The 26,335-nt window shown below is 70.7% G+C and carries 19 protein-coding genes; 4 read left to right on the forward strand and 15 right to left on the reverse strand.

Annotation, left to right across the window (positions count from 1 at the left end; genetic code table 11):
* Positions 1-58: 58 nt before the first annotated feature.
* The 6 genes from der to INT49_RS08130 all read right to left on the reverse strand — a co-directional run bounded on the left by der (position 59) and on the right by INT49_RS08130 (position 7,414).
* Positions 59-2,371, reverse strand: a complete 2,313-nt coding sequence (gene der / locus INT49_RS08105) for a bifunctional cytidylate kinase/GTPase Der (RefSeq protein WP_193117229.1) — start codon at positions 2,369-2,371, stop codon at positions 59-61.
* 20 nt (positions 2,372-2,391) lie between these two features.
* Positions 2,392-3,501 (reverse strand): prephenate dehydrogenase, encoded by a 1,110-nt coding sequence (locus tag INT49_RS08110; protein WP_193117230.1) that lies wholly within the window; start codon positions 3,499-3,501, stop codon positions 2,392-2,394.
* Positions 3,498-4,310 (reverse strand): pseudouridine synthase, encoded by an 813-nt coding sequence (locus INT49_RS08115; RefSeq protein ID WP_319021553.1) that lies wholly within the window; start codon positions 4,308-4,310, stop codon positions 3,498-3,500. The genes INT49_RS08110 and INT49_RS08115 overlap by 4 nt, the downstream gene beginning before the upstream one ends.
* 86 nt (positions 4,311-4,396) lie before the next feature.
* A complete protein-coding gene (locus INT49_RS08120; RefSeq protein ID WP_319021554.1) occupies positions 4,397-5,269 on the reverse strand; it encodes a ParA family protein in 873 nt (290 codons plus the stop codon).
* 182 nt (positions 5,270-5,451) lie between these two features.
* Complete coding sequence (locus INT49_RS08125; RefSeq protein ID WP_193117232.1) at positions 5,452-6,450, reverse strand: site-specific tyrosine recombinase XerD; 999 nt, start codon at positions 6,448-6,450, stop codon at positions 5,452-5,454.
* 10 nt (positions 6,451-6,460) lie between these two features.
* A complete protein-coding gene (locus tag INT49_RS08130; RefSeq protein ID WP_193117233.1) occupies positions 6,461-7,414 on the reverse strand; it encodes a heme o synthase in 954 nt (317 codons plus the stop codon).
* Positions 7,415-7,713: 299 nt separating this feature from the next.
* On the opposite strand from INT49_RS08130, the gene tkt reads away from it, so the two are divergent.
* From tkt to pgl, 4 genes are all read left to right on the forward strand, one after another.
* Positions 7,714-9,813, forward strand: coding sequence for a transketolase (tkt, locus tag INT49_RS08135; protein ID WP_193117234.1), 2,100 nt, complete (start codon positions 7,714-7,716; stop codon positions 9,811-9,813).
* 170 nt (positions 9,814-9,983) lie between these two features.
* A complete protein-coding gene (gene tal / locus INT49_RS08140) occupies positions 9,984-11,096 on the forward strand; it encodes a transaldolase (protein WP_193117235.1) in 1,113 nt (370 codons plus the stop codon).
* Positions 11,097-11,169: 73 nt separating this feature from the next.
* Positions 11,170-12,732 carry a glucose-6-phosphate dehydrogenase gene (gene zwf / locus INT49_RS08145; RefSeq protein ID WP_193117236.1) on the forward strand — a complete coding sequence of 521 codons (1,563 nt, stop codon included), beginning with the start codon at positions 11,170-11,172 and terminating at the stop codon, positions 12,730-12,732.
* Positions 12,729-14,444, forward strand: a complete 1,716-nt coding sequence (gene pgl, locus INT49_RS08150) for a 6-phosphogluconolactonase (RefSeq protein ID WP_193117237.1) — start codon at positions 12,729-12,731, stop codon at positions 14,442-14,444. Before zwf ends, pgl begins: the two co-directional genes overlap by 4 nt.
* Positions 14,445-14,801: 357 nt before the next feature.
* Here the strand turns inward: pgl and secG are convergent, their stop codons facing one another.
* From secG to uvrA, 9 genes are all read right to left on the reverse strand, one after another.
* A complete protein-coding gene (secG, locus tag INT49_RS08155) occupies positions 14,802-15,044 on the reverse strand; it encodes a preprotein translocase subunit SecG (RefSeq protein WP_193117338.1) in 243 nt (80 codons plus the stop codon).
* A gap of 127 nt (positions 15,045-15,171) precedes the next feature.
* A complete protein-coding gene (tpiA, locus tag INT49_RS08160; protein ID WP_193117238.1) occupies positions 15,172-15,945 on the reverse strand; it encodes a triose-phosphate isomerase in 774 nt (257 codons plus the stop codon).
* A complete protein-coding gene (locus INT49_RS08165) occupies positions 15,942-17,144 on the reverse strand; it encodes a phosphoglycerate kinase (RefSeq protein ID WP_319021555.1) in 1,203 nt (400 codons plus the stop codon). The genes tpiA and INT49_RS08165 overlap by 4 nt, the downstream gene beginning before the upstream one ends.
* A gap of 157 nt (positions 17,145-17,301) precedes the next feature.
* Positions 17,302-18,306, reverse strand: a complete 1,005-nt coding sequence (gene gap, locus INT49_RS08170) for a type I glyceraldehyde-3-phosphate dehydrogenase (RefSeq protein ID WP_193117239.1) — start codon at positions 18,304-18,306, stop codon at positions 17,302-17,304.
* Positions 18,307-18,454: 148 nt separating this feature from the next.
* Complete coding sequence (whiA, locus tag INT49_RS08175) at positions 18,455-19,453, reverse strand: DNA-binding protein WhiA (protein ID WP_193117240.1); 999 nt, start codon at positions 19,451-19,453, stop codon at positions 18,455-18,457.
* Complete coding sequence (locus tag INT49_RS08180) at positions 19,437-20,576, reverse strand: gluconeogenesis factor YvcK family protein (RefSeq protein WP_193117241.1); 1,140 nt, start codon at positions 20,574-20,576, stop codon at positions 19,437-19,439. Before INT49_RS08180 ends, whiA begins: the two co-directional genes overlap by 17 nt.
* Positions 20,573-21,469: an RNase adapter RapZ gene (rapZ, locus tag INT49_RS08185; RefSeq protein WP_193117242.1), complete on the reverse strand. Its 897-nt coding sequence runs from the start codon at positions 21,467-21,469 to the stop codon at positions 20,573-20,575. Before rapZ ends, INT49_RS08180 begins: the two co-directional genes overlap by 4 nt.
* 41 nt (positions 21,470-21,510) lie before the next feature.
* Positions 21,511-23,451, reverse strand: a complete 1,941-nt coding sequence (uvrC, locus tag INT49_RS08190; RefSeq protein ID WP_193117243.1) for an excinuclease ABC subunit UvrC — start codon at positions 23,449-23,451, stop codon at positions 21,511-21,513.
* Positions 23,452-23,460: 9 nt separating this feature from the next.
* Positions 23,461-26,322 carry an excinuclease ABC subunit UvrA gene (gene uvrA, locus INT49_RS08195; RefSeq protein ID WP_193117244.1) on the reverse strand — a complete coding sequence of 954 codons (2,862 nt, stop codon included), beginning with the start codon at positions 26,320-26,322 and terminating at the stop codon, positions 23,461-23,463.
* Between the last annotated feature and the right edge of the window lie 13 nt (positions 26,323-26,335).

The raw sequence follows: 26,335 nt of genomic DNA on the forward strand, positions 1-26,335 counted from the left end.
CAGACTACTGGCTCACCGGCCACCTCAGCACGCCGGGCCCGCCTGGCCCGGCGTGCGCTCAGCGGCGGCGCTTCTCGCGGATCCGCACACCGATCACGATCGGCGACCCGGTGAACTCGAAGTCCTCGCGCAGGCGGCGTTCGATGAATCGCCGGTACCCGTGCTCGAGGAACCCGCTCGCGAAGATCACGAAGCGGGGCGGACGGGTGCGGGCCTGCGTCGCGAAGAGGATGCGGGACTGCTTGCCGCCGCGCAGGGGGTGCGGATGCGCCGCGACCAGGGTGCCCAGGAAGGCGTTGAGGCGCCCGGTGGGGATCCGGATGTCCCACGACTCCAGGGCACGCTCGATCGCGGGCACGAGACGGTCGGCGTGACGGCCCGTCTGGGCCGAGATGTTCACGCGCGGGGCCCAGGCCACGTGCGCGAGATCCTTCTCGATCTCCCATTCCAGCTGCTTGTGACGTTCCTCATCGATGAGGTCCCACTTGTTGAACGCGAGCACGAGCGCACGGCCCGACTCCAGCACCATGTCGATGATCTTGAGGTCCTGGGCGGAGATGGGCTCCGAGGCCTCCAGCAGCACCACGGCCACCTCGGCACGATCCAGGGCGGCCCGGGTGCGCAGCGAGGCGTAGTAGTCCGCTCCCTGCGACTGCAGGACGCGCCGACGGATCCCGGCGGTGTCCACGAAGGTCCAGTCCTTGCCGGCGAGGGTGATCCTCTCGTCGACCGGATCGCGGGTGGTGCCGGCCTCGTCGTCGACGACGACGCGCTGCTCCTTGGCCAGGCGGTTCAGCAGGGAGGACTTGCCCACGTTGGGCCGACCCACCAGCGCGACGCGTCGCGGCCCGTTGTCGACCGGGGCGCCCCGTCCCTCCTCCGGCATCGCCGCGAGCATCGCGTCCAGCAGGTCGCCGGAGCCGCGCCCGTGGAGGGCGGAGACGGGGAACGGCTCGCCGAGGCCGAGGTTCCACAGTCCTGCGGCCTCGAGCTCTCCGCGCTGGTCGTCGACCTTGTTGGCGACCAGCACCACCGGGCACTTGGCCGTGCGCAGCACCTTGAGGAGCTGCTCGTCGGTCGTGGTGATGCCGACGTTCGCATCGACGATGAACATCACGACGTCGGCCAGGGAGATGGCGACCTCCGCCTGCTCGGCGACGCGATAGGCCATGCCCTGGACACGGTCCTCCCAGCCGCCGGTGTCCACGAGCCAGAAGTCCTTGCCGGCCCACTCCGCCTCGTAGAACACGCGGTCGCGGGTGACGCCGGGGCGGTCCTCGACCACGGCCTCACGGCGACCGAGGATCCTGTTGACCAGGGTCGACTTGCCGACGTTGGGGCGGCCGACGACCGCGACGACCGGCAGGTTGCGCTGCACGGAGGGACGGGGGTCGTCGGCGTCCTCGCCCTCGAGCAGGGCCAGGTCCTCCTCGTCCAGGTCGTAGCCGGAGAGCCCAGCGCGCAGTGCGGACTCGACGTCCTCGTCGGACGGTCCGTCGGAGTCCGTCGAGCCAGTCGAGTCGGTCGAGCCGGTGGAGTCGTGCGCGTCGTCGGCACCGGTCGAGCCGCCGAGGCCGGCGACGGGCTCAGCGGCGCGCGGGCCGGGCTCGGGCGCGCCGTGGAGGGCGCTCTCCTCGGCCTCCTCGGCCTCCGCCACCAGCATGAGCACGCGCTCGACGACGTCCGGGATGTCCAGGCCGGTGGTGTCGACCGTGTGCACGCCCTCGGCGGCGGTCAGGAACTCCGAGACGGTGGAGTCGTCGCGGTCCCGGCGCAGCACCTGGTCAGCCATGGCGGCGCGGGTCTCCTCGGAGTCCTCGAGGTCGAGCTCGCTGGCCCGACGTCTCATCCGCTCCTGGTCGGACGCGGTCAGCAGGACGCGCACCTGGGCGTCGGGGGCGACCACCGTCGTGATGTCGCGGCCCTCGGCGACGCAGAATCCGCGCTCGGCCGCGGTCGCGAACAGGACCTCGCGCTGTCGGCGCTGGAGGATCGCGCGCACCAGGGTGTTCGTGGCGACGGCGCTGACCTGCTCGGAGATCCGCTGCGTGCGGATCTCGGTCGTGATGTCGGTGCCGCCGACGACGACCGTCGCGCCCTCCGGGTCGGTGCCCAGGTCCAGGTCCAGGGAGTCGGCGACCGCCGCGACGGAGTCCCGATCCGCAAGGTCGATGCCCTGCTCGAGGCAGGTCCAGGCGACGGCGCGGTACATCGCACCGGTGTCGAGGATCCCGCCGTCGAGGGCCTCGGCGAGAAGGCGGGAGACGGTCGACTTGCCGGAGCCGGCCGGGCCGTCGATCGCGATGGTGATGCCGGCCCCGGGCTCCGGGCTCGCGAGGGCGGAGGGGTCGTGCGGCGCGCTGGTGTGCATCCCCCAAGGATAGGGGTCGCTCAGGCGTCGGCGACGGTCCAACCACGTTCCGCGAGCGATCGCGTGAGCAGGTCCTCACGCGTGGCGTCGATCGCGACGTGCGCGAGGCCCACCGCGCGTCCCAGTTCGTGCTCGAGGCGGAGGTCCTCGAGGTTGACGCCGATCTGCCCGATCTCCGTGAGCAGCCGCGCCAGCTCGCCGGGGCGGTCCGGGACCAGCACGGTCACGGTCGCGAAGGCGTCGGTGCCGCCGCCGTGCTTCCCCGGGATGCGTCGCACCCCGCGGTTGCCGTCGGCGATGAGTCCCGCCAGCGCCCGTCGTGAGCCGATGGAGGGATCCGGGGAGCCGCGCAGCGAGTCGAGCGCAGCCAGGATGTCGTCGAGGCGCACGCGCACGTCGCCGAGCACATCGGCGACCGCCGCGGCGTTCGCGCCGAGGATCTCGACCCAGAGGCGCGGATCGGAGTCCGCGATCCGGGTGGTGTCCCGCAGACCCTGCCCGGCCAGTCCGAGCGCCGCCTCGGTGGGCTCCAGGAGGGTGCCCGCCACCAGGCTCGCCATCACCTGCGGGACGTGCGAGACATGGGCGACCGCCGTGTCGTGCGCGGAGGCGTCCATCGTCACCGGGACGGACCCGATCTCGGTGGCCAGGCCCTTCAGCGCGGTCACGGCCTCGGGCACCGTGCCGGGGTGCGGGACGATCACGAAGGGGCGGCCCTGGAAGAGGTCCCCCCGGGCGGCGATCACGCCGGAGACCTCGCGGCCGGCCATCGGGTGGGCGCCGATGTAGCGCGGGAGGTCCTCGGCCCGGGCGAGCGCCCTCACGCCCTCGAGCACCGTGGTCTTCACGCTCGCCACATCGGCGACGACCGCCTCGGGCCAGGTGCGCAGCGCCCGGTCGATGACCTGGGCGGCGACGTCAGGCGGCGCGGCCACCAGCACGAGCTGCGGCGCCGGATCCTCGGGGGCGGGGAGAGCCCCGACCCCGAGCTCGACGGCGAGGGCGGTGGTGCCCGGGGAGACGTCCTCGACCTGGACCGCGGCCCCCGCCCGCCCGAGCGCCATGCCCAGGGATCCGCCGATGAGGCCCGTGCCGATGACGCGCACGGGCGAGGGCACCAGAGTCGTCACAGGCCGACCTCGGCCATCAGGGTGCCGAGCTCGCGTCCCGTCAGCTCGCGGGTCTCCCCCGCGGCGAGATCGCCGAGCACGACAGGGCCGATCCGGGTGCGCATGAGCGCCGTCAGCTCGAAGCCCTGGGAGGCGAACATCCGGCGCACGATGCGATTGCGGCCCTCGTGGAGGGTGACCTCGACGACGGCCTCGCGGCCGTCCTGCGCGAGCACCCGGGCACGATCGGCGTGGGCGGGGCCGTCCTCGAGCTCCACGCCGTCGCGCAGGACCTTCACGAGCCCGCGGGGCGGGCCTCCGGGGGCGTCGAAGCGGCAGACGTAGGTCTTCTCGACCTCGAAGCTGGGGTGGGTGAGGCGGTGGGCGAGCTCGCCGTCGTTGGTCAGGAGCAGCAGCCCCTCGGTCTCGTAGTCCAGCCGCCCCACGTGGTAGAGACGCTGGGAGAAGGGCGCGGTGAACTCGGCGAGGTCGCGCCGGCCCTCCGGATCGCTCATGGCGGAGACGACGTGGCGCGGCTTGTTGAGCACGACGGTCACCTTGGCGTCGTCCAGCTGGAGGCGGCGGCCGTCGACGTGGATCACGTGGGCCGACGCCTCGATGCGGATGCCCTGCTCGCTCACCACAGCGCCGTCGACCATCACGCGGCCGGTGGAGATCAGCGTCTCGCACGCGCGCCGGGAGCCGAAACCGGCGCGGGCCAGGATCTTCTGCAGCCGCTCCGCACCCTCCTGGTGGAGATCCGGCCCGTCGCCGTCCGCGGACCGATCGGCCTTCGGGCGCGGCGACCCCTGGTCGTCGCGCAGCTTCACGGTGCGAGGCGGGGTGAAGGCGCTGCGACGACGCGGTCCCCGACCCGAGGCACCCGGACGCCCGGCCTCCGCCGTGGGACCGGCCATCAGGCTGCCGCGCCGCGGGAGATGAGCTCCCGTGCCAGCTGCCGGTAGGCGTCGGCGCCCTTGGTGGACCCCGCGAAGGAGATGATCGGCTCCGCGGCGACCGAGGCGTCCGGGAACTTCACGGTGCGGTTGATCGTGGTGTGGAAGACCTTGTCGGGGAACGCCTCCACGACGCGCTGGCACACCTCGCGGGCGTGGAGGGTCCGGGGATCGAACATCGTGATGACGATCCCGTCGATCTCCAGGCGCGGGTTGATGCGGTCCTGCACCTTCTCGATGGTCTCCACCAGGAGGGCCACACCGCGCAGGGCGAAGTACTCGGCCTCGAGCGGGATGATCACGCCGTGGCTGGCCGCGAGCGCGTTGACCGTGAGCAGGCCCAGGGACGGCTGGCAGTCGATGATGATCACGTCGTACTCGTCCGCGACCGGGCGCAGCACGCGGGCGAGCGCCATCTCGCGAGCCACCTCGTTGACCAGCTGAACCTCGGCGGCGGACAGGTCGATGTTCGCCGGGAGCACGTCGAGGTTCTCGGTGGAGGTGGTCTGGATGACGTCGCGCACGTCGTGCTGCCGATCCATGAGCAGGTTGTAGACCGTGACGTCGAGCTCGTACGGGTTCACCCCGGTCCCGGCGCTGAGCGCACCCTGCGGGTCGAGGTCCACCAGGAGCACCTTGCGGCCCAGCTCCGCGAGGGCGGCGCCGAGGTTGATGACGCTCGTGGTCTTCCCCACGCCGCCCTTCTGGTTCACCATCGAGATGATCCGAGCCGGTCCGTGACCGTCGAGAGGGGCTGGCTCCGGCAGCTCCGGCATCGGTCGGCCGGTGGGGCCGAGGTCGATGTCCAGCTGCTGGTTGGAGGTCGAGCTCACGTCGTTGTCCTGTCGTCGGCGTCGAGGGGCTGTGCGCGGGAGGGAAGGGCCGCCGTGGGGACGGCGGGCCACGGGTCCCAGCCCGGGGAGCGGCGGCTGCGAGCAGTCGTCGAGGTCTTGGGGGCGGCGATCCGGGCGGACAGGTCTGTTCTCGTCCTCCCTCGGCGCCATGCCGGACAAGTCTAAGCCCCCCGCTGAGCACGGGGGTGGGCGCTCGCATGCGTTTCGCGCAGCGAGTCGACCGTCACCTGCGTGTAGAGCTGCGTCGTGGTGACCGAGGCATGCCCCAGCAGCTCCTGGACGCTGCGCACATCGGCACCGCCGTGCAGCAGATGCGTCGCATAGGAGTGGCGCAGCGTGTGCGGGCTGATGGGCTCCGTGAGCGCCGGCTCCGCGGCCTCCGCCGCGCGCCGGACCACCTGCCAGGCGGCCTGACGCGTCAGGCGGGTGCCGCGGGATCCGAGGAAGACGGCCGGCGTGCCGGTCCCCCGGGCCGCCAGGGCCGGTCGGCCGCGGGTGAGGTACGCATCCAGCGCCTCGAGCGCGAACCGCCCGACCGGTACCACCCGCTGCTTGTCACCCTTGCCCCGCAGGAGCGCCGAGCGCTGCTCGCGGTCCACGTCATCGAGGTCCAGACCGGTCGCCTCGGAGATCCGGGCACCGATCCCGTAGAGCAGCTCGAGGAGCGCGCGGTCGCGCAGCGCCCGCTGCGCGGAGTCCCGTCCGGTGCCGGGCCGACCTGCCGCCTCCAGCAGCGCCTCGACCTGGTCGATGGCCAGGGGGTGCGGCAGGCGGGAGGGCAGTGATGGTGTGGGGACCAGGCGCGCGGGATCGCCGGTGGTCGAGACGCGCTCGGCATCGAGGAAGCTGTGCAGGCCGCGCACCGCGGCGAGCGACCGTGCCGCGGAGGCCGCGGACAGCGCCGAGCCGCCGTCGGCCCCGGTGCGGAGAGCCTGCAGCCACGCCGAAAGGACCTGAGGATCCACCGCGACCGGGTCGATCTCGGCATGGGCCAGATGCGAGAGGTAGCGGGTCAGGTCCCGACGGTAGGCGGCGAGCGTGTTCGCCGAGAGGCCGCGCTCGATGCGCAGATGGCTCAGGTACTGCTCGAGGATCCGGCTGTCCCCGGGGCGCAGGGCGGCCTGCTCCCGGGATGGTCGCGGATCACCCCCCGGCGTCACAGGGCCAGGCTCACAGCGTGACGAAGGGATCGATCGCGAGGGCCACGAAGAGCAGCGTGAGGTAGGTGATCGACCCGTGGAAGACGGTCATCGGGCCGAGCTTCTTGCCGCTCAGACCACGACGAACGCGCACCGCGTACCGGATCACGAGGAAGGCGAACCAGGCGCCGACGGCCACGGCGCTGACCCCGTAGACCCAGCCGGTCTCCCCCAGCGGGATGATCGCGAGGCTCGCGGCGATCATGAGGAACGTGTGCATGATCATCTGCCCGGCGACGCTCGTGCGCGTGGCCACCACGGGGAGCATCGGCACGCCGGCGTCGGCGTAGTCCTGGGAGAACTTCTCGGCCAGCGGCCAGTAGTGCGGGGGCGTCCAGAAGAAGATCACCAGGAACAGCAGCACCGCGGTCCACGAGACCGTGCCGGTCACCGCGGACCAGCCGATCAGCACCGGCATGCAGCCGGCGACGCCGCCCCAGACGATGTTCTGGCTGGTGCGACGCTTGAGGATCATCGTGTAGAAGACGACGTAGAGCAGGATGGCGCCCAGCGCGAGGGCGGCCGACATCCAATTGACCAGGAGGCCCAGCCAGAGGGTGGACCCGATGGAGAGCGCGATGCCGAACACCAGCGCCGCCCGTGGGGAGATCTCGCCCGTGACGAGCGGACGGTTCCGCGTGCGCTTCATCTTCGCGTCGATGTCGCGGTCGAGATACATGTTCAGCGTGTTGGCGCCGCCAGCGGCGAGATAGCCGCCCACCAGCGTCGCGACGATCAGCCACCACGACGGGAATCCGCCTGCGGCGAGGAACATCGTCGGGATCGTCGTGATGAGCAGCAGTTCGATGATCCGCGGCTTGGTGAGGGCGACGTACGCACGGATCACGGACCGCGCAGTGCGTTGCGGGGTGTGGTCACCGCCCTGCCCTGCGTGCCGGATCGAAGCTCCCTGGGTGGCGGTCACCGCCCACCGTCCTTCCTCCTGAGCGCGACGCTGCCGTCGCGTGAACCCGACCAGTCTAGGTGCTCGAGCTGTGCGAACCCAGTGTTCACAGGGTGAGTCCCGGCACCGTACGGGCACACCGCAGGGCCGCGGCGAGGCAACTGGCTGGACGGGAGCGGTGAATGGGCCCCGGCCCTACTAAGGTAGAGCCATCGCTTCGCGTGGACCCCCATCGCGACGGACCCCGTCGAGGGTGATCTGCCGAAGCTGTCGTCCGAGCGGCCATCGCGGCCGCACTCCGGTGAAAGGAAGCAATCGACGTGACCGAAACGTTCAAGGCCCCCGAGGGCTGGACCGAGCTCGACAAGCGCGCAGTGGACACCGTCCGCGTCCTGGCTGCGGATGCGGTCGAGAAGGTCGGCAACGGCCACCCCGGCACCGCCGTGAGCCTCGCACCCGCCGCGTACCTCCTCTACCAGGACGTGATGCGTCACGATCCGACCGATCCGAGCTGGCTGGGCCGCGACCGCTTCGTGCTGTCCGCCGGGCACTCCAGCCTCACCCAGTACATCCAGCTCTACCTCGGCGGCTTCGGCCTCGAGAAGAAGGACATCGAGGAGCTGCGCACCTGGGGCTCGAAGACCCCGGGCCACCCCGAGAACTTCCACACCAAGGGCGTCGAGATCACGACCGGCCCCCTCGGCCAGGGCATCTCCTCCTCCGTCGGCTTCGCGATGGCCCAGCGCCGCGAGCGCGGCCTGCTCGATCCCGAGGCGGCACCGGGCACCAGCCCCTTCGACCACTTCACCTACGTGATCGCCTCCGACGGCGACCTCGAGGAGGGCGTCAGCAGCGAGGCGAGCTCGCTCGCCGGGACCCAGCAGCTGGGCAACCTCATCGTCCTGTGGGACGACAACGAGATCTCCATCGAGGGCGACACCTCGATCGCGTTCACCGAGGACACCGCGGCCCGCTACGCCGCCTACGGCTGGGACGTCCGCACCGTGGACTGGACCAACGGAGGCACGGGGTACGTCGAGGACGTCGCGGCGCTGAAGGCCGAGATCCTCGAGGCCCAGAAGGTCACCGACAAGCCCACCTTCATCCAGCTGCGCACCGTCATCGGCTGGCCCATCCCCGAGCTCGCCGGCAGCCACACCGTGCACGGCGCCAAGCTCGGTGCCGAGGGCGTCGCCGGCCTGAAGAAGGCCATCGGCTTCGATCCGGAGCAGCAGTTCCAGGTCGACGAGGACGTGCTGGCCCACACCCGCTCCCTCGCCGAGCGCGCCGCCGCCGACAAGGCCGAGTGGGACACGGGCTACCAGGCCTGGCGCTCCGCGAACGCTGACGCGGCAGCCCTGCTGGACCGTCTCGTCTCCCGTGAGCTCCCCGAGGGCTTCGCCGAGGCCTTCCCGGCCTTCGAGGCCGACGAGAAGGGCATCGCGACCCGCGCCGCCTCCGGCAAGGTGCTGGGCGAGCTCGCCTCCGTCATGCCTGAGCTGTGGGGCGGCTCCGCCGACCTCGCGGGCTCCAACAACACCACGATGAAGGGCGAGCCCTCGTTCCTCCCCAAGGAGTACAGCTCCTCCGAGTTCGCCGGTGACGAGTACGGCCGCACGCTGCACTTCGGCATCCGCGAGCACGCGATGGGCGCGATCCTCTCGGGCATCTCGCTGCACGGGCTGACCCGTCCGTACGGCGGCACCTTCTTCCAGTTCGCCGACTACATGCGCGGCGCAGTGCGCCTCGCCTCGCTGATGAAGGTCCCGGCCACCTACGTGTGGACCCACGACTCCGTCGGCCTCGGCGAGGACGGCCCGACCCACCAGCCGGTCGAGCACCTGGCCGCCTACCGGGCGATCCCGAACCTCTCGATCGTGCGCCCGGCGGACGCCAACGAGACGGCTCAGGCCTGGAAGATCCTGCTCGAGCGGGACAACGGCCCCGTCGGCCTGATCCTCAGCCGTCAGGCGATGCCCACCTTCGACCGCAGCGAGTACGCCGGCGCCGAGAACCTCGCCAAGGGCGGGTACGTCATGAAGGACGCCTCCACCGGCACGCCGGAGGTCATCCTCATCGCCACCGGTTCCGAGGTGCAGTACGCCGCCGAGGCGCAGAAGCAGCTCGAGGCCGAGGGCACGCCCACGCGCCTGGTCTCGATGCCGTCCGTCGAGTGGTTCGACGAGCAGGACGAGGACTACAAGGAGTCCGTGCTCCCCTCCTCGGTCACCGCCCGCGTCTCCGTCGAGGCCGGCATCGCCATGCCGTGGTACCGCTTCCTCGGCACCCACGGCCGCGCGGTCTCGCTCGAGCACTACGGCGCCTCGGCCGACGCGAAGACCCTGTTCCGTGAGTACGGCTTCACGCCGGAGGCCGTCGTGGCCGCCGCGAAGGACTCGCTCTCCGCAGCAGGCTCTTGATCGACCGCGGGGCGGGGCCTCCGGGCCCCGCCCCGCACCTCTCCTCCATCCTGCCCGCCCCATCGCTCGACGTTCCTTCCGCCACAGGTGGGAAGGGTGCCGTCCCGGATCTCGTTGAGCAGGACACCAGCAGTTCGACACAGGGCGCGCAGCGCCCGGAAGGAACGCACATGACCCAGAATCCCCGCACCCAGACCCTCTCCGATGCCGGCGTCTCCATCTGGCTCGACGACCTCTCGCGCCAGCGCATGGACTCCGGCAACCTGCAGGAGCTCATCGACACCCGCAACATCGTCGGCGTGACGACGAACCCGTCGATCTTCCAGGCGGCCATCTCCGGCCGCTCCGAGTACGACGCCGACATCGCCCGCCTCGCCGGCGAGGGCAAGGACGTCGACGCGGTCGTCGAGACCGTCACGACCGATGATGTGCGCCGCGCCGCGGACCTCTTCGCGGACGTGTACACGACCTCCCACGGCTTCGACGGCCGCGTGAGCATCGAGGTCGATCCCCGCCTCGCCCACGAGACCGAGAAGACCATCGCGCAGGCCAAGCACCTGCACGAGGTCGTCGGTCGCGAGAACGTCATGATCAAGATCCCCGCCACGGTCGAGGGCCTGCCCGCCATCACCGCAGCCATCGCCGAAGGCATCAGCGTCAACGTGACCCTGATCTTCTCGGTGGCCCGCTACGAGGAGGTCATCGACGCCTACCTCACCGGCCTCGAGCAGGCCGCAGCGGCCGGCAAGGATCTCTCGACGATCCACTCGGTCGCCTCCTTCTTCGTCTCCCGCGTGGACGCGGAGATCGACAAGCGTCTGACCGATCTGGGCGGCGAGGCCGTGTCCCTGCAGGGCGCCGCCGGCGTGGCCAACGCCCAGGCGGCCTTCGGCAAGTACCTCGAGGCCTTCGGCTCGGGGCGCTACTCGGCGCTGTCCGCGAAGGGCGCGAACGTGCAGCGGGCGCTGTGGGCCTCGACCGGCGTGAAGAACCCCGAGTACTCCGACACTCTCTACGTCGACAACCTCGTCGCCGATCCGAGCGTGAACACGATGCCCGAGAAGACCCTCGACGCGACGGCCGATCACTCCGAGCCCGCCGCCTCGCTGAACGCCGAGATCGCCACCTCCGCCGAGGGCGTGCTCGAGCGCGTCGCCGCCGCGGGCGTGGACCTGGACGACGTCTTCGCACTCCTCGAGCGCGAAGGTGTCGAGAAGTTCGAGAAGGCCTGGGAGGAGCTCCTCGCGACCGTGTCGGAATCGATCGACTCCACCCGCGCCTGAGTTCCCCACGAGCACGGTCCAGCCCTCCGGGGCGGGCCGTGCTCTTGCCGTCCGTGTCCGAGAAAGGACCATCGTGACCGATACCTCCACTCCCCCTGCCGGGGCCGACGCCGAGGACCGCCTCAACCCGCTGCGCGATCCCCGCGACCGCCGACTCCCCCTCATCGCCGGGCCCAGCTCGATGGTGATGTTCGGCGTCACCGGCGACCTCGCCCGGAAGAAGCTCCTGCCGGCGATCTACGACCTCACCCACCGCGGCCTGCTGCCGCCCAGCTTCGGCCTCGTCGGCTTCGGTCGTCGTGACTGGTCCGACGACGACTTCGCCGACTACGTGCGCACATCCGTCTCCGAGCACTCCCGCACCGGCTTCTCGGAGAGCGTGTTCGAGCAGCTGCGCGGCGGGCTCCGCTTCGTCACCGGCACCTTCGACGACTCCGCCGCCTTCGAGAAGCTCACCGAGGTCGTCGGCGAGCTCGATCGCACCCGGGGCACGGGCGGCAACCACGCCTTCTACCTGTCGATCCCGCCGGACGCCTTCCCCAAGGTGTGCGGTCAGCTCGCCGAATCCGGGCTCAACACCCCGCGCGACGGCTCCTGGCGCCGCGTCGTCATCGAGAAGCCCTTCGGTCACGACCTCGCCTCCGCCCGCGAGCTCAACGACGTCGTCGAGAAGGTCTTCCGTCCCGAGGACGTCTTCCGCATCGACCATTACCTCGGCAAGGAGACGGTGCAGAACATCCTCGCGCTGCGCTTCGCCAACCAGCTCTACGAGCCGGTGTGGAACGCCGGCTACGTCGACCACGTGCAGATCACGATGGCCGAGGACATCGGCATCGGTTCGCGCGCGGGCTACTACGACGGCATCGGCACCGCCCGCGACGTCATCCAGAACCACCTGCTCCAGCTGCTCGCCCTGACGGCGATGGAGGAGCCGGTCTCCTTCCGCGCCTCGGATCTGCGGGCGGAGAAGGAGAAGGTGCTCTCCGCCATCGAGCTGCCCGAGGATCTCGGGGAGCACACCGCCCGCGGCCAGTATGTGGGCGGCTGGCAGGGCGGCGAGGAGGTGCGTCCCTATATGGAGGAGGACGGCATCCCCGCCGACTCCACCACCGAGACGTTCGCGGCCATGCGCCTGGACATCGCGACGCGCCGCTGGGCGGGCGTGCCGTTCTACCTCCGCGCCGGCAAGCGCCTGGGCCGACGGGTCACCGAGATCGCCCTGGTGTTCAAGCGCGCCCCCTTCCTGCCCTTCCGCTCCACCGACACGGCGGATCTGGGTCAGAACGCGATCGTCATCCGGGTCCAGCCCGACGAGGGCGTGACCATCCGCTTCGGCTCCAAGGTGCCCGGGACGCAGATGGAGGTGCGGGACGTGACCATGGACTTCGCCTATGGCATGAACTTCACCGAGGAGTCGCCGGAGGCCTACGAGCGCCTGATCCTGGACATGCTGCTCGGCGATCCGCCGCTGTTCCCCCGCCAGAAGGAGGTCGAGCTCTCCTGGAAGATCCTCGACCCCATCACCGACTACTGGGCCGAGCACATGAAGCCGGCGCCGTACCGCCCCGGCACCTGGGGCCCCGACACCGCGCACGAGATGCTCGCCCGTGACGGACGTACCTGGAGGCGACCGTGATCACCACCCTGACCGACACCACCGCATCGGCCATCGACAAGACGATGATCGAGATGCGGGAGACCTTCGGTGCGAACACCATCGGGCGTGTCCTCACGCTCATCATCATCGCGACCGGCGATATCGAGGAGCCCCTCGGCGCCGCCATCAGCGCGAGCCACGAGCACCCCGCCCGGGTCCTCGTGGTCCATGCCGACCCTGACGCCGAGACCTCCGGGCTGGATGCCGAGATCCGCGTGGGCCGTGACGCCGGCGCCGGCGAGATCGTCATCCTGCGCGCCCGCGGCGACATCATGGCGTCCCTGGACACGCTGGTCATGGCCCTCCTGCTGCCCGATGCCCCGATCGTCACCTGGTGGCCGGAGTCCGCTCCGTCCTCCCCCATCCATGACGTGCTGGGCTCCATGTCCCAGCGGCGCATCACCGACTCGGCGGCGTGCTCCGGGCCCATCGCGACCCTGAAGCGGCTCCGCCGCGGGTACTCCCACGGCGATTCGGACCTGGCCTGGTCGCGGCTGACCCGCTGGCGCGGGCTCGTCGCGAGCTCCTACGAGGTGCCGCCGGTCTCCGTGCCCACGAAGATCGAGGTCGCCGGCTCCGAGGAGAACCCCTCCGTCGTGCTCATGGCGGCCTGGCTCTCGCGCAGCCTCGGCGTCGACGCGCAGATCGTCGACCCCTCGCAGGATGCCCCCGACTACGCCGGGGTGCACGGCGTGCGGCTGACCCGCGAGGACGGCACGATCGACCTCACCCGAGTCAGCGACGAGGCCATCGTGCTCACGCTGCCGACCGATGATTCCGGTCAGCACGTGACGATGCCGCGACGCACCCTGAACGAGCTCCTCGCCGAGGAGCTGCGCCGGCTCGACCCCGACGAGGTCTACGGCGAGGTCCTCGCCACCGCCTTCAGCGGGATCGACGACATGGGCACGTACGCCAGCGGGAAGCCGGCACCGACGGATTCGATCAGCGCCGATGCGGAGGCCGTCGCGGCGGACGCCGCAGAGGCCACCGCGGCGCAGCTCGCCACGGCCCTCAAGGCGCGCTCCTCCGCGCACCTCGTGGTCACCGGCGGCACCGTCGGCACGGCGACCGCGAAGGCACTCCCCGCCGCGCTCTCCGCCGCGGGTGTCGACGTCTCCCGCCTGCACATCTGGTGGGGCGATGAGCGTTTCGTCGACCCCGACTCGAGCGACCGCAACGAGGTCGGAGTCCGCGACCCCCTGCTGGAGCCGCTCCAGGAGGCCGGACTGCCCGCGCGCAACATCCACGTCATGCCCTCGCCCGCCGACGGCATGTCCCTGGACGATGCCGCGGCCTGGTACGGGCAGCAGCTCGACCTCTCGGGCGGCGACGAGCCCTTCCGCACCCGCGGCCGGGCGTTCTTCGACGTGCTCCTGCTGGGGGTCGGGCCCGACGGCCATATCGCCTCCCTGTTCCCGGAGCATTCGGATCAGCGATCCGTCAGCGCGAGCGCCATCGCGGTGACGAACTCGCCGAAGCCGCCGCCGGAGCGGATCTCGCTCACCTGGCCGGTCCTGAACTCCGCCCGCCACGTGGCACTCCTGGTCGCCGGCGAGGAGAAGGCCGAAGCCGTGGCGGCGGCCCACGGGGAGATCAACCCGTGGCCCGTGCCGGCCTCCGCCGTGCGCGGCCTGGAGTCGACGACCTGGTTCCTCGACACCGCGGCGGCCTCCCGGCTGGATGACTGACCCGCTGGACGCCTGACCCGCTGACAGCCCGGACCGGCCGCCGCAGATCCTCGATCTGCGGCGGCCGGTCCGTCGTCGCGGCGGTGGATATGTCCCGCTCTCCGCCACGATCTGGGAAGATCTGACCACGCTGGCCACCACTCCCTCCCGAATCTCCGCCTCCCTGATCCAGGAGTGGCGGGCGCAACGAGATCACGCGGCGCGCCTGCACCACCCTGACGGCCACGGCCCGGACGGAGCGGAGCCGCCCTGCACCGGGCCCCACGACGTGCCGCGGGCAGCGAACGCCCCGGACAGCACGACGGGCCGGTCACCTCACGGTGACCGGCCCGTCGTGGGAGTGTCAGGGGTGAGCGCTCAGAGGAAGCGCTCCACCACGCCGAGGCCGACGCAGGCCGCGCCCCACAGCACGGCGACCGTCACGGTCAGCCGGTTGAGGTTCCGCTCGGCGACGCCGGAGGCGCTGGCCGAGGAGGAGACGCCGCCGCCGAACATGTCGGAGAGGCCGCCGCCGCGTCCCTTGTGCAGGAGCACGAACATGATGGCGAGCAGGCTGAGAACAGCCAGCGAGATCTGAAGGATGAGCTTCAGGAGGGGCAGATCCACGAGGGCGAGCACCTTCCACGAGGTCGGACGGACCGATCCAGCATACGGCACGGGCCGGACCCCGAGGAGGTCCGGCCCGCGTGGCGCGGCTCTCGCCGGGGCGGAGCCGCGCGATGGGCTCTCAGCCCTGGAAGCCCACGATCTTCGCGAACTCCTCGGCCTTGAGCGACGCGCCGCCGACGAGGGCGCCGTCGACGTCGGCCTTGCCCATCAGCTCGACGACGTTCGAGGACTTCACGCTGCCGCCGTACAGGACGCGCACGGCATCGGCGACGACGTCGCCGTGGAGCTCGCGCAGCGCCTCACGGATGGCGTGGCAGACCTCCTGCGCATCATCCGCGCTGGCGACCTCGCCGGTGCCGATGGCCCAGACGGGCTCGTAGGCGATGACGACCTGCTTCGCCTGCTCGGCGTCCACGCCCTCCAGGCCGCCCGTGAGCTGGGCCAGGGTGTACGCGACGTGGTTGCCGGCCTTGCGCTCCTCGAGGGGCTCCCCGACGCACAGGATCGGGGTGAGGCCCGCCGCGAAGGCGGCCTTCACCTTCGCGCTCGTGACCTGCTCGTCCTCGCCGTGGTACTGGCGACGCTCCGAGTGCCCCACCGCGACATAGGTCGCGCCGAGCGCCGTCAGCATGGAGCCGGAGACCTCACCGGTGTAGGCACCGGACTCGAAGGCGGAGATGTCCTGGGCGCCGTAGGCGATCGGCAGCTTGCCGGCGTCGACGGCGACCTGGACGGTGCGCAGGTCGACGAACGGGGGAAGCACGACTGCCTCGACCGCGTCGGTGTTGAAGCCCTTGAGCTGGTCGCCCAGCTCCTCGACCAGGGCGAGGCCCTGCTTCCAGTCGAGGTTCATCTTCCAGTTGCCCGCCATCAGCGGGGTACGGGTGCTCACTTGGTGCCCTCCTCGAGGATCGAAATGCCCGGCAGGTCCTTGCCCTCGATGAGTTCGAGGCTCGCTCCACCGCCGGTGGAGATGTGCGAGTACGCGGATTCATCGAATCCGAGGATGCGGACCGCGGCGGCGGAATCGCCACCGCCGACCACGGTGTAGCCGTCGGCCGTGGCGAGCACCTCGGCGACGGACTTGGTGCCCTCGGCGAAGGCCTCGAACTCGAACACGCCCATGGGCCCGTTCCAGAACACGGTCGCGGCGTCGGAGACCTTCTCGGCGAACAGCTTCGCGGTCTCCGGGCCGATGTCCATGCCCTCCTGGTCGGCCGGGATCTCGGTGGCCTTGACCACGGTGGCCGGGGCGTCGGCGGAGAACTCGGGCGCGACGACGGTATCGACCGGCAGCACCAGCTCGACCCCGTTCTTCTCGGCCCGCTCCATGTACTCACGGACCACGTCGAGCTTGCTCTCGTCCAGCAGGGACAGCCCGACCTCGTAGCCGAGCGCCTTCTGGAAGGTGTACGCCATGCCGCCGCCGATGAGGATGCGGTCCGCCTTGCCCAGCAGCGCGTCGATGACCCCGAGCTTGTCGGCGATCTTCGCGCCGCCGAGGATCACGACGAACGGACGCTCCGGTGAGTCGGTGACCTTGCGCAGCGACTCGACCTCGCGCACCACCAGCTCGCCGGCCGCCGAGGGCAGCAGCGAGGCGAGCTCGTAGACGGACGCCTGCTTGCGGTGCACGACGCCGAAGCCGTCGGAGACGAAGGCATCGCCGAGGGAGGCGAGGGCCTGGGCGAACACGTGGCGCTCACCGTCCTGCTTCGCCGTCTCCCCCGGGTTGAAGCGGAGGTTCTCGAGCACGGCGACCTGGCCGTCCTGCAGCGCGGCGACGACGCCACGGGCGGAATCGCCGATGGTGTCCGTCGCGAAGGCGACCTCCTGGCCCAGCAGCTCGCCGAGCCGACCCACGACGGGCTTGAGGGAGTACTTGTCCTCCGGGGCGCCCTTGGGGCGACCGAGGTGGGAGATGACCACGACCCGGGCACCGGCCTCGACGAGGCGGGTGAGGGTGGGCAGAGCGGCGCGGATGCGGCCGTCGTCGGTGATCGTGGTGCCGTCCAGCGGGACGTTGAGATCGGCTCGGACGAGCACGCGCTTGCCGCGCAGCTCTCCGAGCGAATCGATGGTCTTCAGCACGATAGGTGTTCCTTCGGTTCGAGGCCGGGCGGCGCCGGGGCGCCGCGACGGCCGTGGGACGAGCGGAGCCCGCCGGAGGCCGACCCCTCGGGGTGGCGACCGGCGGGCTCCGGAGATGTCCTGGTCGTCCGGGGACGACACGGGTTTCAGAGGGAAGTCAGAGCGACTTGCCCACGAGCTGCGAGAGCTCGACGAGGCGGTTTGAGAAGCCCCACTCGTTGTCGTACCAGGAGAAGATCTTCACCAGGTTGCCGTTGACCTTGGTCAGCTGCGCATCGAAGATCGAGCTGTGCGGGTCACCCTCGATGTCCTTGGACACGATGGGGTCCTCGGTGTAGCGCAGGATGCCCTTGAGGGGGCCCTCCGCCGCCTTCTTGACCGCGGCGTTGACCTCTTCGGCGGTGACCTCGCGGGACGCCTCGAAGGTCAGGTCGGTGATCGAGCCGGTCGGGACCGGCACGCGCAGCGAGTAGCCGTCGAGCTTGCCCTTGAGCTCCGGGAGCACCAGTGCGACGGCCTTGGCCGCGCCCGTGGTGGTCGGGATGATGTTCAGCGCGGCGGCGCGTGCACGACGCGGGTCGCTGTGCGGGCCATCCTGCAGCACCTGGTCGGAGGTGTAGGCGTGGATGGTCGTCATGAGGCCCTTGACGATCCCGAACTCGTCGTTCAGCACCTTGGCCACGGGAGCGAGGCTGTTGGTGGTGCAGGACGCGTTGGAGACGATGTGGTGCTTCTCCGGGTCGTAGTCGCCCTCGTTGACACCGATCACGAAGGTCGCGTCCTCGTTCTTCGCCGGAGCGGAGATGATGACCTTCTTGGCGCCGGCCTCGAGGTGGGCCTTGGCCTTCTCGGCGTCCGTGAAGATGCCGGTGGACTCGATGACGACGTCCGCGCCGATCTCGCCCCACGGGATGTTCTTGGGATCGCGCTCGGCGAACGCCTTGATCGTGGTCTCGCCGACGGTGATGGTGTCGTCGTCGAAGGAGACGTCGTACGGGAGCACGCCACCGATCGAGTCGTACTTGATGAGATTCGCGAGCGTGGCGTTGCTCGTGAGGTCGTTGACGCCGACGATCTGGATGTCAGCCTTCTGCTCGAGCGCGGCGCGCAGGAAATTGCGGCCGATACGACCGAATCCGTTGATTCCGACCTTAATGGTCACGGTTCCTCCTAGATTCGCAGGGGATCTGCGAAATATGGACAGTGGCGCGCACGCCCTCGTACGCTCGGACGGCGCCGGCTGTGACCGACGACCGGGACGATCCTATCAATGTCACAGAGTGCTTCTGCAGGACGTTCATCCCCCGGGATCAGGAGACGGGATCGGGAGAGGGCGGCAGCTGTTCCTCGTTGACGCCGTCCTCGGTGCCCGGCATACCCAGATCGTCGGCCTTCTTGTCCGCCATGGCGAGCAGCCGACGGATCCTCCCGGCGACCGCATCCTTCGTGAGCTGCGGGTCCGCGAGGCGCCCGAGCTCCTCGAGGCTGGCCTGGCGGTGCTCCAGGCGCAGCTGTCCGGCGGCCTGCAGGTGCTCGGGCACGTCGTCCCCGAGGATCTCCAGCGCGCGCTGGACGCGCTGCCCGGCGGCCACGGCGGCCCGCGCGCTGCGTCGGAGGTTCGCGTCGTCGAAGTTCGCCAGCCGGTGCGCGGTCGCCTTCACCTCGCGCTTGGTACGGCGGTCCTCCCACGTGACGACGGTCTGGTGGGCGCCCATCCGGGTCAGGAGCGTCGAGATCGCGTCGCCGTCGCGCAGCACCACCCGATCCGCACCCCGGGCCTCACGGGCCTTGGAGGCCACTCCGAGGCGGCGGGCGGCGCCGACCATGGCGAGGGCGACCTCCGGCCCCGGGCAGGACAGTTCGAGGGCCGAGGACCTGCCGGGCTCGGTGAGGGTGCCCCGGGCGAGGAAGGCCCCGCGCCAGGCGGCCTCGGCATCGACCGCGGCGCCGCCGACCACGAAAGGGGGCATGCCGCGCACGGGCCGGCCCCGGGCGTCGAGCAGTCCGGTCTGCCGGGCGAGCATGCCGCCCTCCCTGTCCACCCGCACGATGTAGCGCGTGGTGCGACGGATCCCCGACGGGGCGAGCACCGCGAGATCGGCCCGATGGCCGTACATGTCGCCGATGATCGCGTGCAGCCGGCGGGCGACGGCCGCGGAGTCCAGCTCCGCCTCGACCACGACCCGCCCGGCGACCAGGTGCAGACCGCCGGCGAAGCGCAGCATCGCCGCGGCCTCCGCCTTGCGGGCGGAGGGCCGTGTCACCTCGAGGTGGCTCAGCTCCTCCTTGGCATCACCCGTCAGTGCCATGCGGGTCCTCCTCGTTCGATGGTGCGTCCGCCGTCGATGCACTGTACGGGGTGGCCCTGGCAGCGTCGCCCCGCGTGCTCGGATTCGACTCGACATCACCGTAGGCGTCGTCGAAGAGATCACGATAGGCGGCGGCCAGGCGCACCGGGTCGTGGTGGGGCTGGCCGTCCCCGACGCTCACCTGGCGCAGCAGCGTGCGGATCCCGCGCGCCTCGGCGGCCTCGGAGAGCTCGAGCGCATCGTCGAGGGTCGTGGGGTCGGCCAGCAGGGCGTCGAAACGGCAGTCCCCCGCCTGCTCGAGCAGCACCTCCAGCATGTCCAGGCTCGTCATCCCCTCGGCCTCCTGCGAGCCGACGGACAGATTCGTGGTGATGCAGCGACGGGCGGGACTGGTGCGGATCGCCTCGGCGATCTCCGGGATCATCAGGTGCGGCAGCACCGAGGTGTACCAGGAGCCCGGTCCCACGATGATCCAGTCGGCACGCCCGATCGCCTCGAGCACCGCCTCGGGCACGCGGGGCCGCGGCGGGTCCAGCCGCACCTGCTCCACCCGTCCTTCGGCGGTCGCGACCTGCCACTGCCCGGCGACGGTGCGCAGCTCACCGTCGCCGCCGCGCACGTCGGCCTCGATGTCGAGGGGCTCGAGCGCCATCGGGAGCACGCGTCCGCGTGCCCCGAGCAGCTCGGCCATCTGATCCAGGCCCTCGATCGGGTCGCCGAGGATCTGCCACAGGGAGACGATCAGGAGATTGCCCAGCGCGTGCCCGTCGAGCTCGCCGTCGGTCTCGAAGCGATGCTGGATCACGTCGCCCCAGATGGATCCCCAGTCGGAGTCCTCGCACAGCGCGGCCAGCGCCATCCGCAGGTCGCCCGGCGGCAGCACGGGCATCTCGGTGCGGATCCTGCCGGAGGAGCCGCCGTTGTCCGCCACGGTGACCACGGCGGTGATGTCGTCGGCCAGAAGGCGCAGCGCACGCAGGTTCGCGGCGAGCCCGTGGCCGCCGCCCAGGGCGACCACGCGCAGGGGACGCTGCGGGTCGCCGCGGCGGCCGCGGCGGGCGCTGGCGGACCGGTCGGCGGTGCGCAGACGATGACCGCCGGAGCGGGAGGCGATGGTGCTCATTCGCGCCCCAGATCGCGGTGACGGATCCGGACGGCATGACCGGCGCTGCGGAGCCGGTCACCGATCCGCTCGGCGACCGCGACGGAGCGGTGCTTGCCCCCGGTGCAGCCGATGGCCAGGGTGGTGAAGTGCTTGTTCTCGGCGCTGTAGCCGCGCAGCACGGGCGTGATCATCTCGAGGTACCTGTCCACGAACTCGGCGGCGTTGGCGTCGCCGAGCACGAAGTCGGCGACCTCCTGATCGGTGCCGCGCTTGGGCTTCAGCTCGGGCACCCAGTACGGGTTGGGGATGAAGCGCACGTCGCTGACGTGATCGGCCTCGAGCGGGATCCCGTACTTGAACCCGAAGGACAGCATCGTCACGGTGAGCTGCTGCTCCTCGCTGGTCCCGAAGACGGTGCGCATCTTCATCGTCAGCTGGTGCACGTTCAGCGGGGAGGTGTCGATGACCAGATCGGCCATCGCCCGGTAGGGCGCGAGCATCTCGCGTTCGCGGCGGATCCCCTCGAGCACGCCCTCCTCGCCCTGCAGCGGATGGGGGCGACGCACGGAGTCGAAGCGCCGCACGAGGGTGGACTCGTCGGCCGTGAGGAACAGCAGGCGCAGGCGGAGGTCGGCGCGACGCAGCTCGGCGACCACATCGGCGAGCTCGGAGAAGAACGGGCCGGAGCGGGGATCGACGACGACGGCGAAGCGGTTCTCCCGGCCCACGGCCGAGGCGCGCAGCTCGTAGAGGGTGCCGATCAGCTGCGGGGCGATGTTGTAGACCACGTACCAGCCCATGTCCTCGAGGGCATGGGCGGCCGTCTCACGGCCGGCACCCGCGAGACCGGTGATGATCACGACGTCTCCCGTCGTGTCGGAGCGAGGGGCCAGCGAGGACTCGTCGTGCACGAGGCGCTCCTTCCAGGATCACGGCGACGCGGACGGGCGGGTCAGCGGTCGAGGATCTCGCCCGTGGCCATGTCGACCGCGACGTCGAGCGGTTCATCGCCCTGTGGAGAATCCGTCGCGGCGTCCGTGTCGGTCGCCTGCTCGGATCGTAGCGCGACCATGATCTGCGCGGCCAACGCGGGCCCGACCCCGTCGACCTCCTGCAGCTCCTCCTCGCCCGCCTCGCGGATCGCGGAGACGGTCACGAATCGGTCGAGCAGGGCGCGCCGACGGGCCGGGCCGAGCCCGGGGATGCCGTCCAGGGCGCTGGACTGCATCGCCCGGCCCCGCTTGGAGCGGTGGTAGGTGATCGCGAAGCGGTGCGCCTCGTCCCGCAGCCGCTGCACGAGGAAGAGCGCCTCGCTGGTGCGCGGCAGGATCACCGGGTACTCGTCGCCGGGGAGCCAGATCTCCTCCAGACGCTTCGCGATGCCGGCCAGGGCGATATCGGTGACCCCGAGGTCGTCGAAGGCTCGCTGCGCGGCCGCCACCTGCGGCGCGCCGCCGTCGACGAGGATCAGGGAGGGCGGGTACGCGAAGCGGCGCGACTCCTCCTCCGTCTTCTCCGGCGGATCCAGGTGGTGCTTCAGGCGGCGGGAGATGACGTCGTACATCGACGCCGTGTCGTCACGAGCCGCCTCGCCGCTGACCGAGTACCGCCGGTACTCGCTCTTCTTGGGCAGGCCGTCCTCGAAGACGACCTGCGAGCCGACGACGTTGGTCCCGTGGGAGTGGGAGATGTCGTAGCACTCGATGCGCAGGGGCGGCTCCGCGAGATCGAGTGCCTGACCGAGGTCCTCGAGGGCCTTGGTGCGCGCGGTGATGTCACCGGTGCGCTTGAGCCGGTGGAGCCGCAGCGCGTCGACCGCGTTGTCGGTGACGGTGGCCAGCAGGTCCTTCTTCTCGCCTCGCTGCGGGATGCGCAGGTCCACCTGCTTCCCGATCAGTGCGAGCACCTGCTCGCGGTTGGTGGGCTGGACGGGGACCAGCACCTCCCGGGGTGCGGCGCCTTCGGTGTACAGCGTGGTCAGGGCGCGCTCGACGAGGTCCGGGGCGCTGGAGTCGTCGAGGATCTCCGCGGTCCAGCCGCGCTGACCGCGGATCCGGCCTCCGCGCACGTGGAATACCTGCACCGACGCCTCGAGCTCGTCCTGCGCGAGGCCGATGAGATCCGCGTCGGTGGCGTCGGAGAGCACCACGGAGTTCTTCTCCATGACCTTGTCCAGCGCCGCGAGATCATCACGCAGCCCGGCGGCGGTCTCGTAGTCCATGGCCGCGGCCGCATCGCGCATCTGCTTCTCGATGCGCCGGGTGTAGGTCGCGGTGTTCCCGGCCATGAAGTCGGCGAACTGCTCGGCGAGGCGGCGATGCTCCTCCTGCGAGATGTCACCGACGCACGGCGCGGCGCACTTGCCGATGAACCCCAGCAGGCAGGGCCGGCCGGAGCGCTCCGCGCGCCGGTACACGCCGGCGGTGCAGGAACGGATCGGGAACACCCGCAGCATCAGATCGAGCGTCTCGCGGATGGCACCGACCTGCGGGTAGGGCCCGAAGGTGCGATCCCCCTTGGTGCGCGGACGACGGGTGATGTGCACCCGCGGCACCTTCTCCCCCATCGTGAGGGCGAGGTAGGGGTAGGACTTGTCGTCGCGGAACTTGACGTTGAACCGCGGGTCGAACTCCTTGATCCAGGTGTACTCGAGGGTGAGCGCCTCGACCTCGGTGCCCACGACGGTCCATTCCACGCTCGCCGCGGTGGTGACCATGCGCCGGGTGCGCTCGTGGAGCACCGAGAGGTCCTGGAAGTAGTTCGAGAGCCGCTGGCGGAGGTTCTTCGCCTTGCCGACGTAGATGACGCGACCGTGCTCGTCCCGGAAGCGGTACACCCCCGGGCGGACGGGGATGGTGCCGCGTTCGGGACGATAGGTCGACGGATCAGCCATGGCTCGTGCTCACGCCTCCCGGCCGGCGCGCCCGACCTCGAGCAGCGGGCCGAGGAACTGTCCCGTGTAGGAACCCACCACGGCGGCGACCTGCTCCGGAGTGCCCTTGGCCACGATCTCGCCGCCGCCGGCACCTCCCTCGGGGCCGAGGTCGATGACGTGGTCCGCCGTCTTGATGACGTCGAGGTTGTGCTCGATGACGAGCACGGTGTTGCCCTTGTCGACCAGGCCGCCGAGCACCTCGAGCAGCTTGCGCACGTCCTCGAAGTGGAGCCCGGTGGTGGGCTCGTCGAGCACGTAGATGCTGCGACCGTTGGAGCGCTTGTGCAGCTCGGAGGAGAGCTTCACCCGCTGCGCCTCGCCGCCCGAGAGCGTGGTCGCGGACTGCCCGAGCTTCACATAGCCCAGGCCCACGTCCACGAGGGTCTGCATCTGGCGACGGATCGCGGGGACCGCGTCGAAGAACTCCAGGGCCTCGGCGATCGACAGGTTCAGCACCTCGGCGACGTTCTTGTCCTTGAACTTCACCTCGAGGGTCTCGCGGTTGTACCGCTGGCCGTGGCAGACCTCGCACTGGACGTAGACGTCGGGCAGGAAGTTCATCTCGATCTTCAGCGTGCCGTCGCCCGAGCAGGCCTCGCAGCGGCCGCCCTTGACGTTGAAGGAGAAGCGCCCTGCCGTGTAGCCGCGCACCTTCGCCTCGTTGGTCTGGGCGAACAGGGTGCGCACGCGGTCCCAGACGCCCGTGTAGGTCGCGGGGTTCGAGCGCGGTGTGCGCCCGATCGGCGACTGATCGACGTGGACGACCTTGTCGAGGTGCTCGAGACCGGTGACGCGCTTGTGGCGGCCGGGCACGATCCGGGCACGGTTGAGCTCCTTGGCGAGCACCGAGTAGAGGATGTCGTTGACCAGCGAAGACTTACCGGAGCCGGAGACGCCGGTGATCGCGGTGAGCACGCCCAGCGGGAAGCTGACGTCCTGTCCCTTGAGGTTGTTGGCGCGCGGGCCGATGACCTTGACCATGCGGTCCTTGTCGACCGGGCGCCGCGTAAGAGGAAGCGGGATCTCGAGGTCGCCGGAGAGGTAGCGACCGGTGAGGCTCTCGGGGTTCTTCTTGAGGTCCTCGACGCTGCCGGAGTGGACCACCCTCCCGCCGTGCTCGCCGGCGAGGGGGCCGATGTCGACGACCCAGTCGGCGGCGTTGAGCGTGTCCTCGTCGTGCTCGACGACGATGAGGGTGTTGCCCAGGTCGCGGAGCCGGTTCAGGGTGGTGATGAGGCGCGCGTTGTCCCGCTGGTGCAGGCCGATCGAGGGCTCGTCGAGCACGTACAGCACGCCGACGAGGCCCGAGCCGATCTGCGTGGCCAGGCGGATGCGCTGGGCCTCGCCGCCCGAGAGGGTCGCGGCGGCGCGCTCGAGGCTGAGGTAGTCCAGTCCCACGTCGAGCAGGAAGCCCAGGCGCGAGCGGATCTCCCGCAGCACCTCGTCGGCGATCGCGGCCTCGCGCACGCCGAGCCGGAGCCCCTCGTGGAAGGTGAGCGCGTCGCGCAGCGACATCGCGCAGACCTCGGCGATGGAGCGGCCGCCCACGGTGACCGCGAGGACCTCGGGGCGCAGGCGCGCGCCCCGGCAGGCGGGACAGGGCACCTCGCGCATGAACTGCTCGTAGCGCTCCTTCGCCCAGTCGGACTCGGTGTCGGAATGGCGGCGCTCGAGGAAGTGCATGATGCCCTCGAAGCCCGTGGAGTAGGTGCGCTCGCGGCCGAAGCGGTTGCGGTACTTCACGTGGACCTTGTGGTCCTTGCCGTGCAGCAGCGCCTCGGTGGCGCGCTCCGGGAGAGCCCGCCACGGGACGTCCATCGAGAAGCTGAGCTCCTCGGCGAGCGCCGTCATGACCTCCTGATGGTGATCGGAGGAGCCCATGGTCCAGGGCGCGATGGCGCCCTCGGCGAGGGTGAGGTCCTCGTCGGGGATCACGAGCTCGGGGTCGACCTCGAGGCGCATGCCGATGCCTGTGCACTCGGGGCAGGCGCCGTAGGGGGCGTTGAAGGAGAAGGTGCGCGGCTCGATGTCGTCGATCGCGAGGGGGTGGAGGTTGGGGCAGGCCCGCTTCTCGGAGAAGCGGCGGATGCGCCCCTCGTCGCCCTCCTCGAGGTCCACGAAGTCGACCAGGACCACGCCCTCGGCGAGGCGCAGCGAGGTCTCGACCGAGTCCGTGAGCCGGCGGCGGGCGTCGGGCTTGGCCGCCAGACGGTCCACGACGACCTCGATGGTGTGCTTGAACTTCTTGTCGAGCGAGATCTCCTCGTCGAGCCGACGGGTCGTCCCGTCGATCCGGGCGCGGGCGTAGCCCTGTGAGCGCAGCGAGCTCAGCAGGTCGGCGTGCTCGCCCTTGCGGCCCTGCACCACGGGGGCCAGCAGCTGGAAGCGGGTGCCCTCGCTCTGCTCGAGCAGCGTGTCCACGATCTGCTCCGCGGAGGAGGAGATGACGGCCTCGCCGCACACCGGGCAGTGCTGCACGCCGGTGCGGGAGAACAGCAGACGCAGGTAGTCGTAGATCTCGGTGATCGTGCCGACGGTGGAGCGCGGGTTGCGGTTGGTCGACTTCTGATCGATCGAGACCGCCGGGGACAGTCCTTCGATGAGGTCCACGGAGGGCTTGTCCATCTGGCCCAGGAACTGCCGGGCATAGGCGGACAGCGACTCCACGTACCGGCGCTGGCCTTCGGCGAAGATCGTGTCGAACGCCAGGGAGCTCTTGCCGGAGCCGGAGAGCCCGGAGAAGACCACCAGCCGGTTCCGGGGGATATCGATGTCGATGTTCTTGAGGTTGTGCTCGCGCGCACCGCGGACGACGAGGGATTCAGTCACCAGGTCATCCTAC

This window comes from Brachybacterium tyrofermentans, assembly GCF_014897585.1.
Taxonomy (GTDB): Bacteria; Actinomycetota; Actinomycetes; order Actinomycetales; family Dermabacteraceae; genus Brachybacterium; species Brachybacterium tyrofermentans.

Coding starts and splice junctions, on each gene's coding strand:
- der (WP_193117229.1), bottom strand. CDS start 2,371: ATGCACACCAGCGCGCCGCACGACCCCTCCGCCCTCGCGAGCCCGGAG.
- tal (WP_193117235.1), top strand. CDS start 9,984: ATGACCCAGAATCCCCGCACCCAGACCCTCTCCGATGCCGGCGTCTCC.
- whiA (WP_193117240.1), bottom strand. CDS start 19,453: ATGGCACTGACGGGTGATGCCAAGGAGGAGCTGAGCCACCTCGAGGTG.
- INT49_RS08180 (WP_193117241.1), bottom strand. CDS start 20,576: ATGAGCACCATCGCCTCCCGCTCCGGCGGTCATCGTCTGCGCACCGCC.
- uvrC (WP_193117243.1), bottom strand. CDS start 23,451: ATGGCTGATCCGTCGACCTATCGTCCCGAACGCGGCACCATCCCCGTC.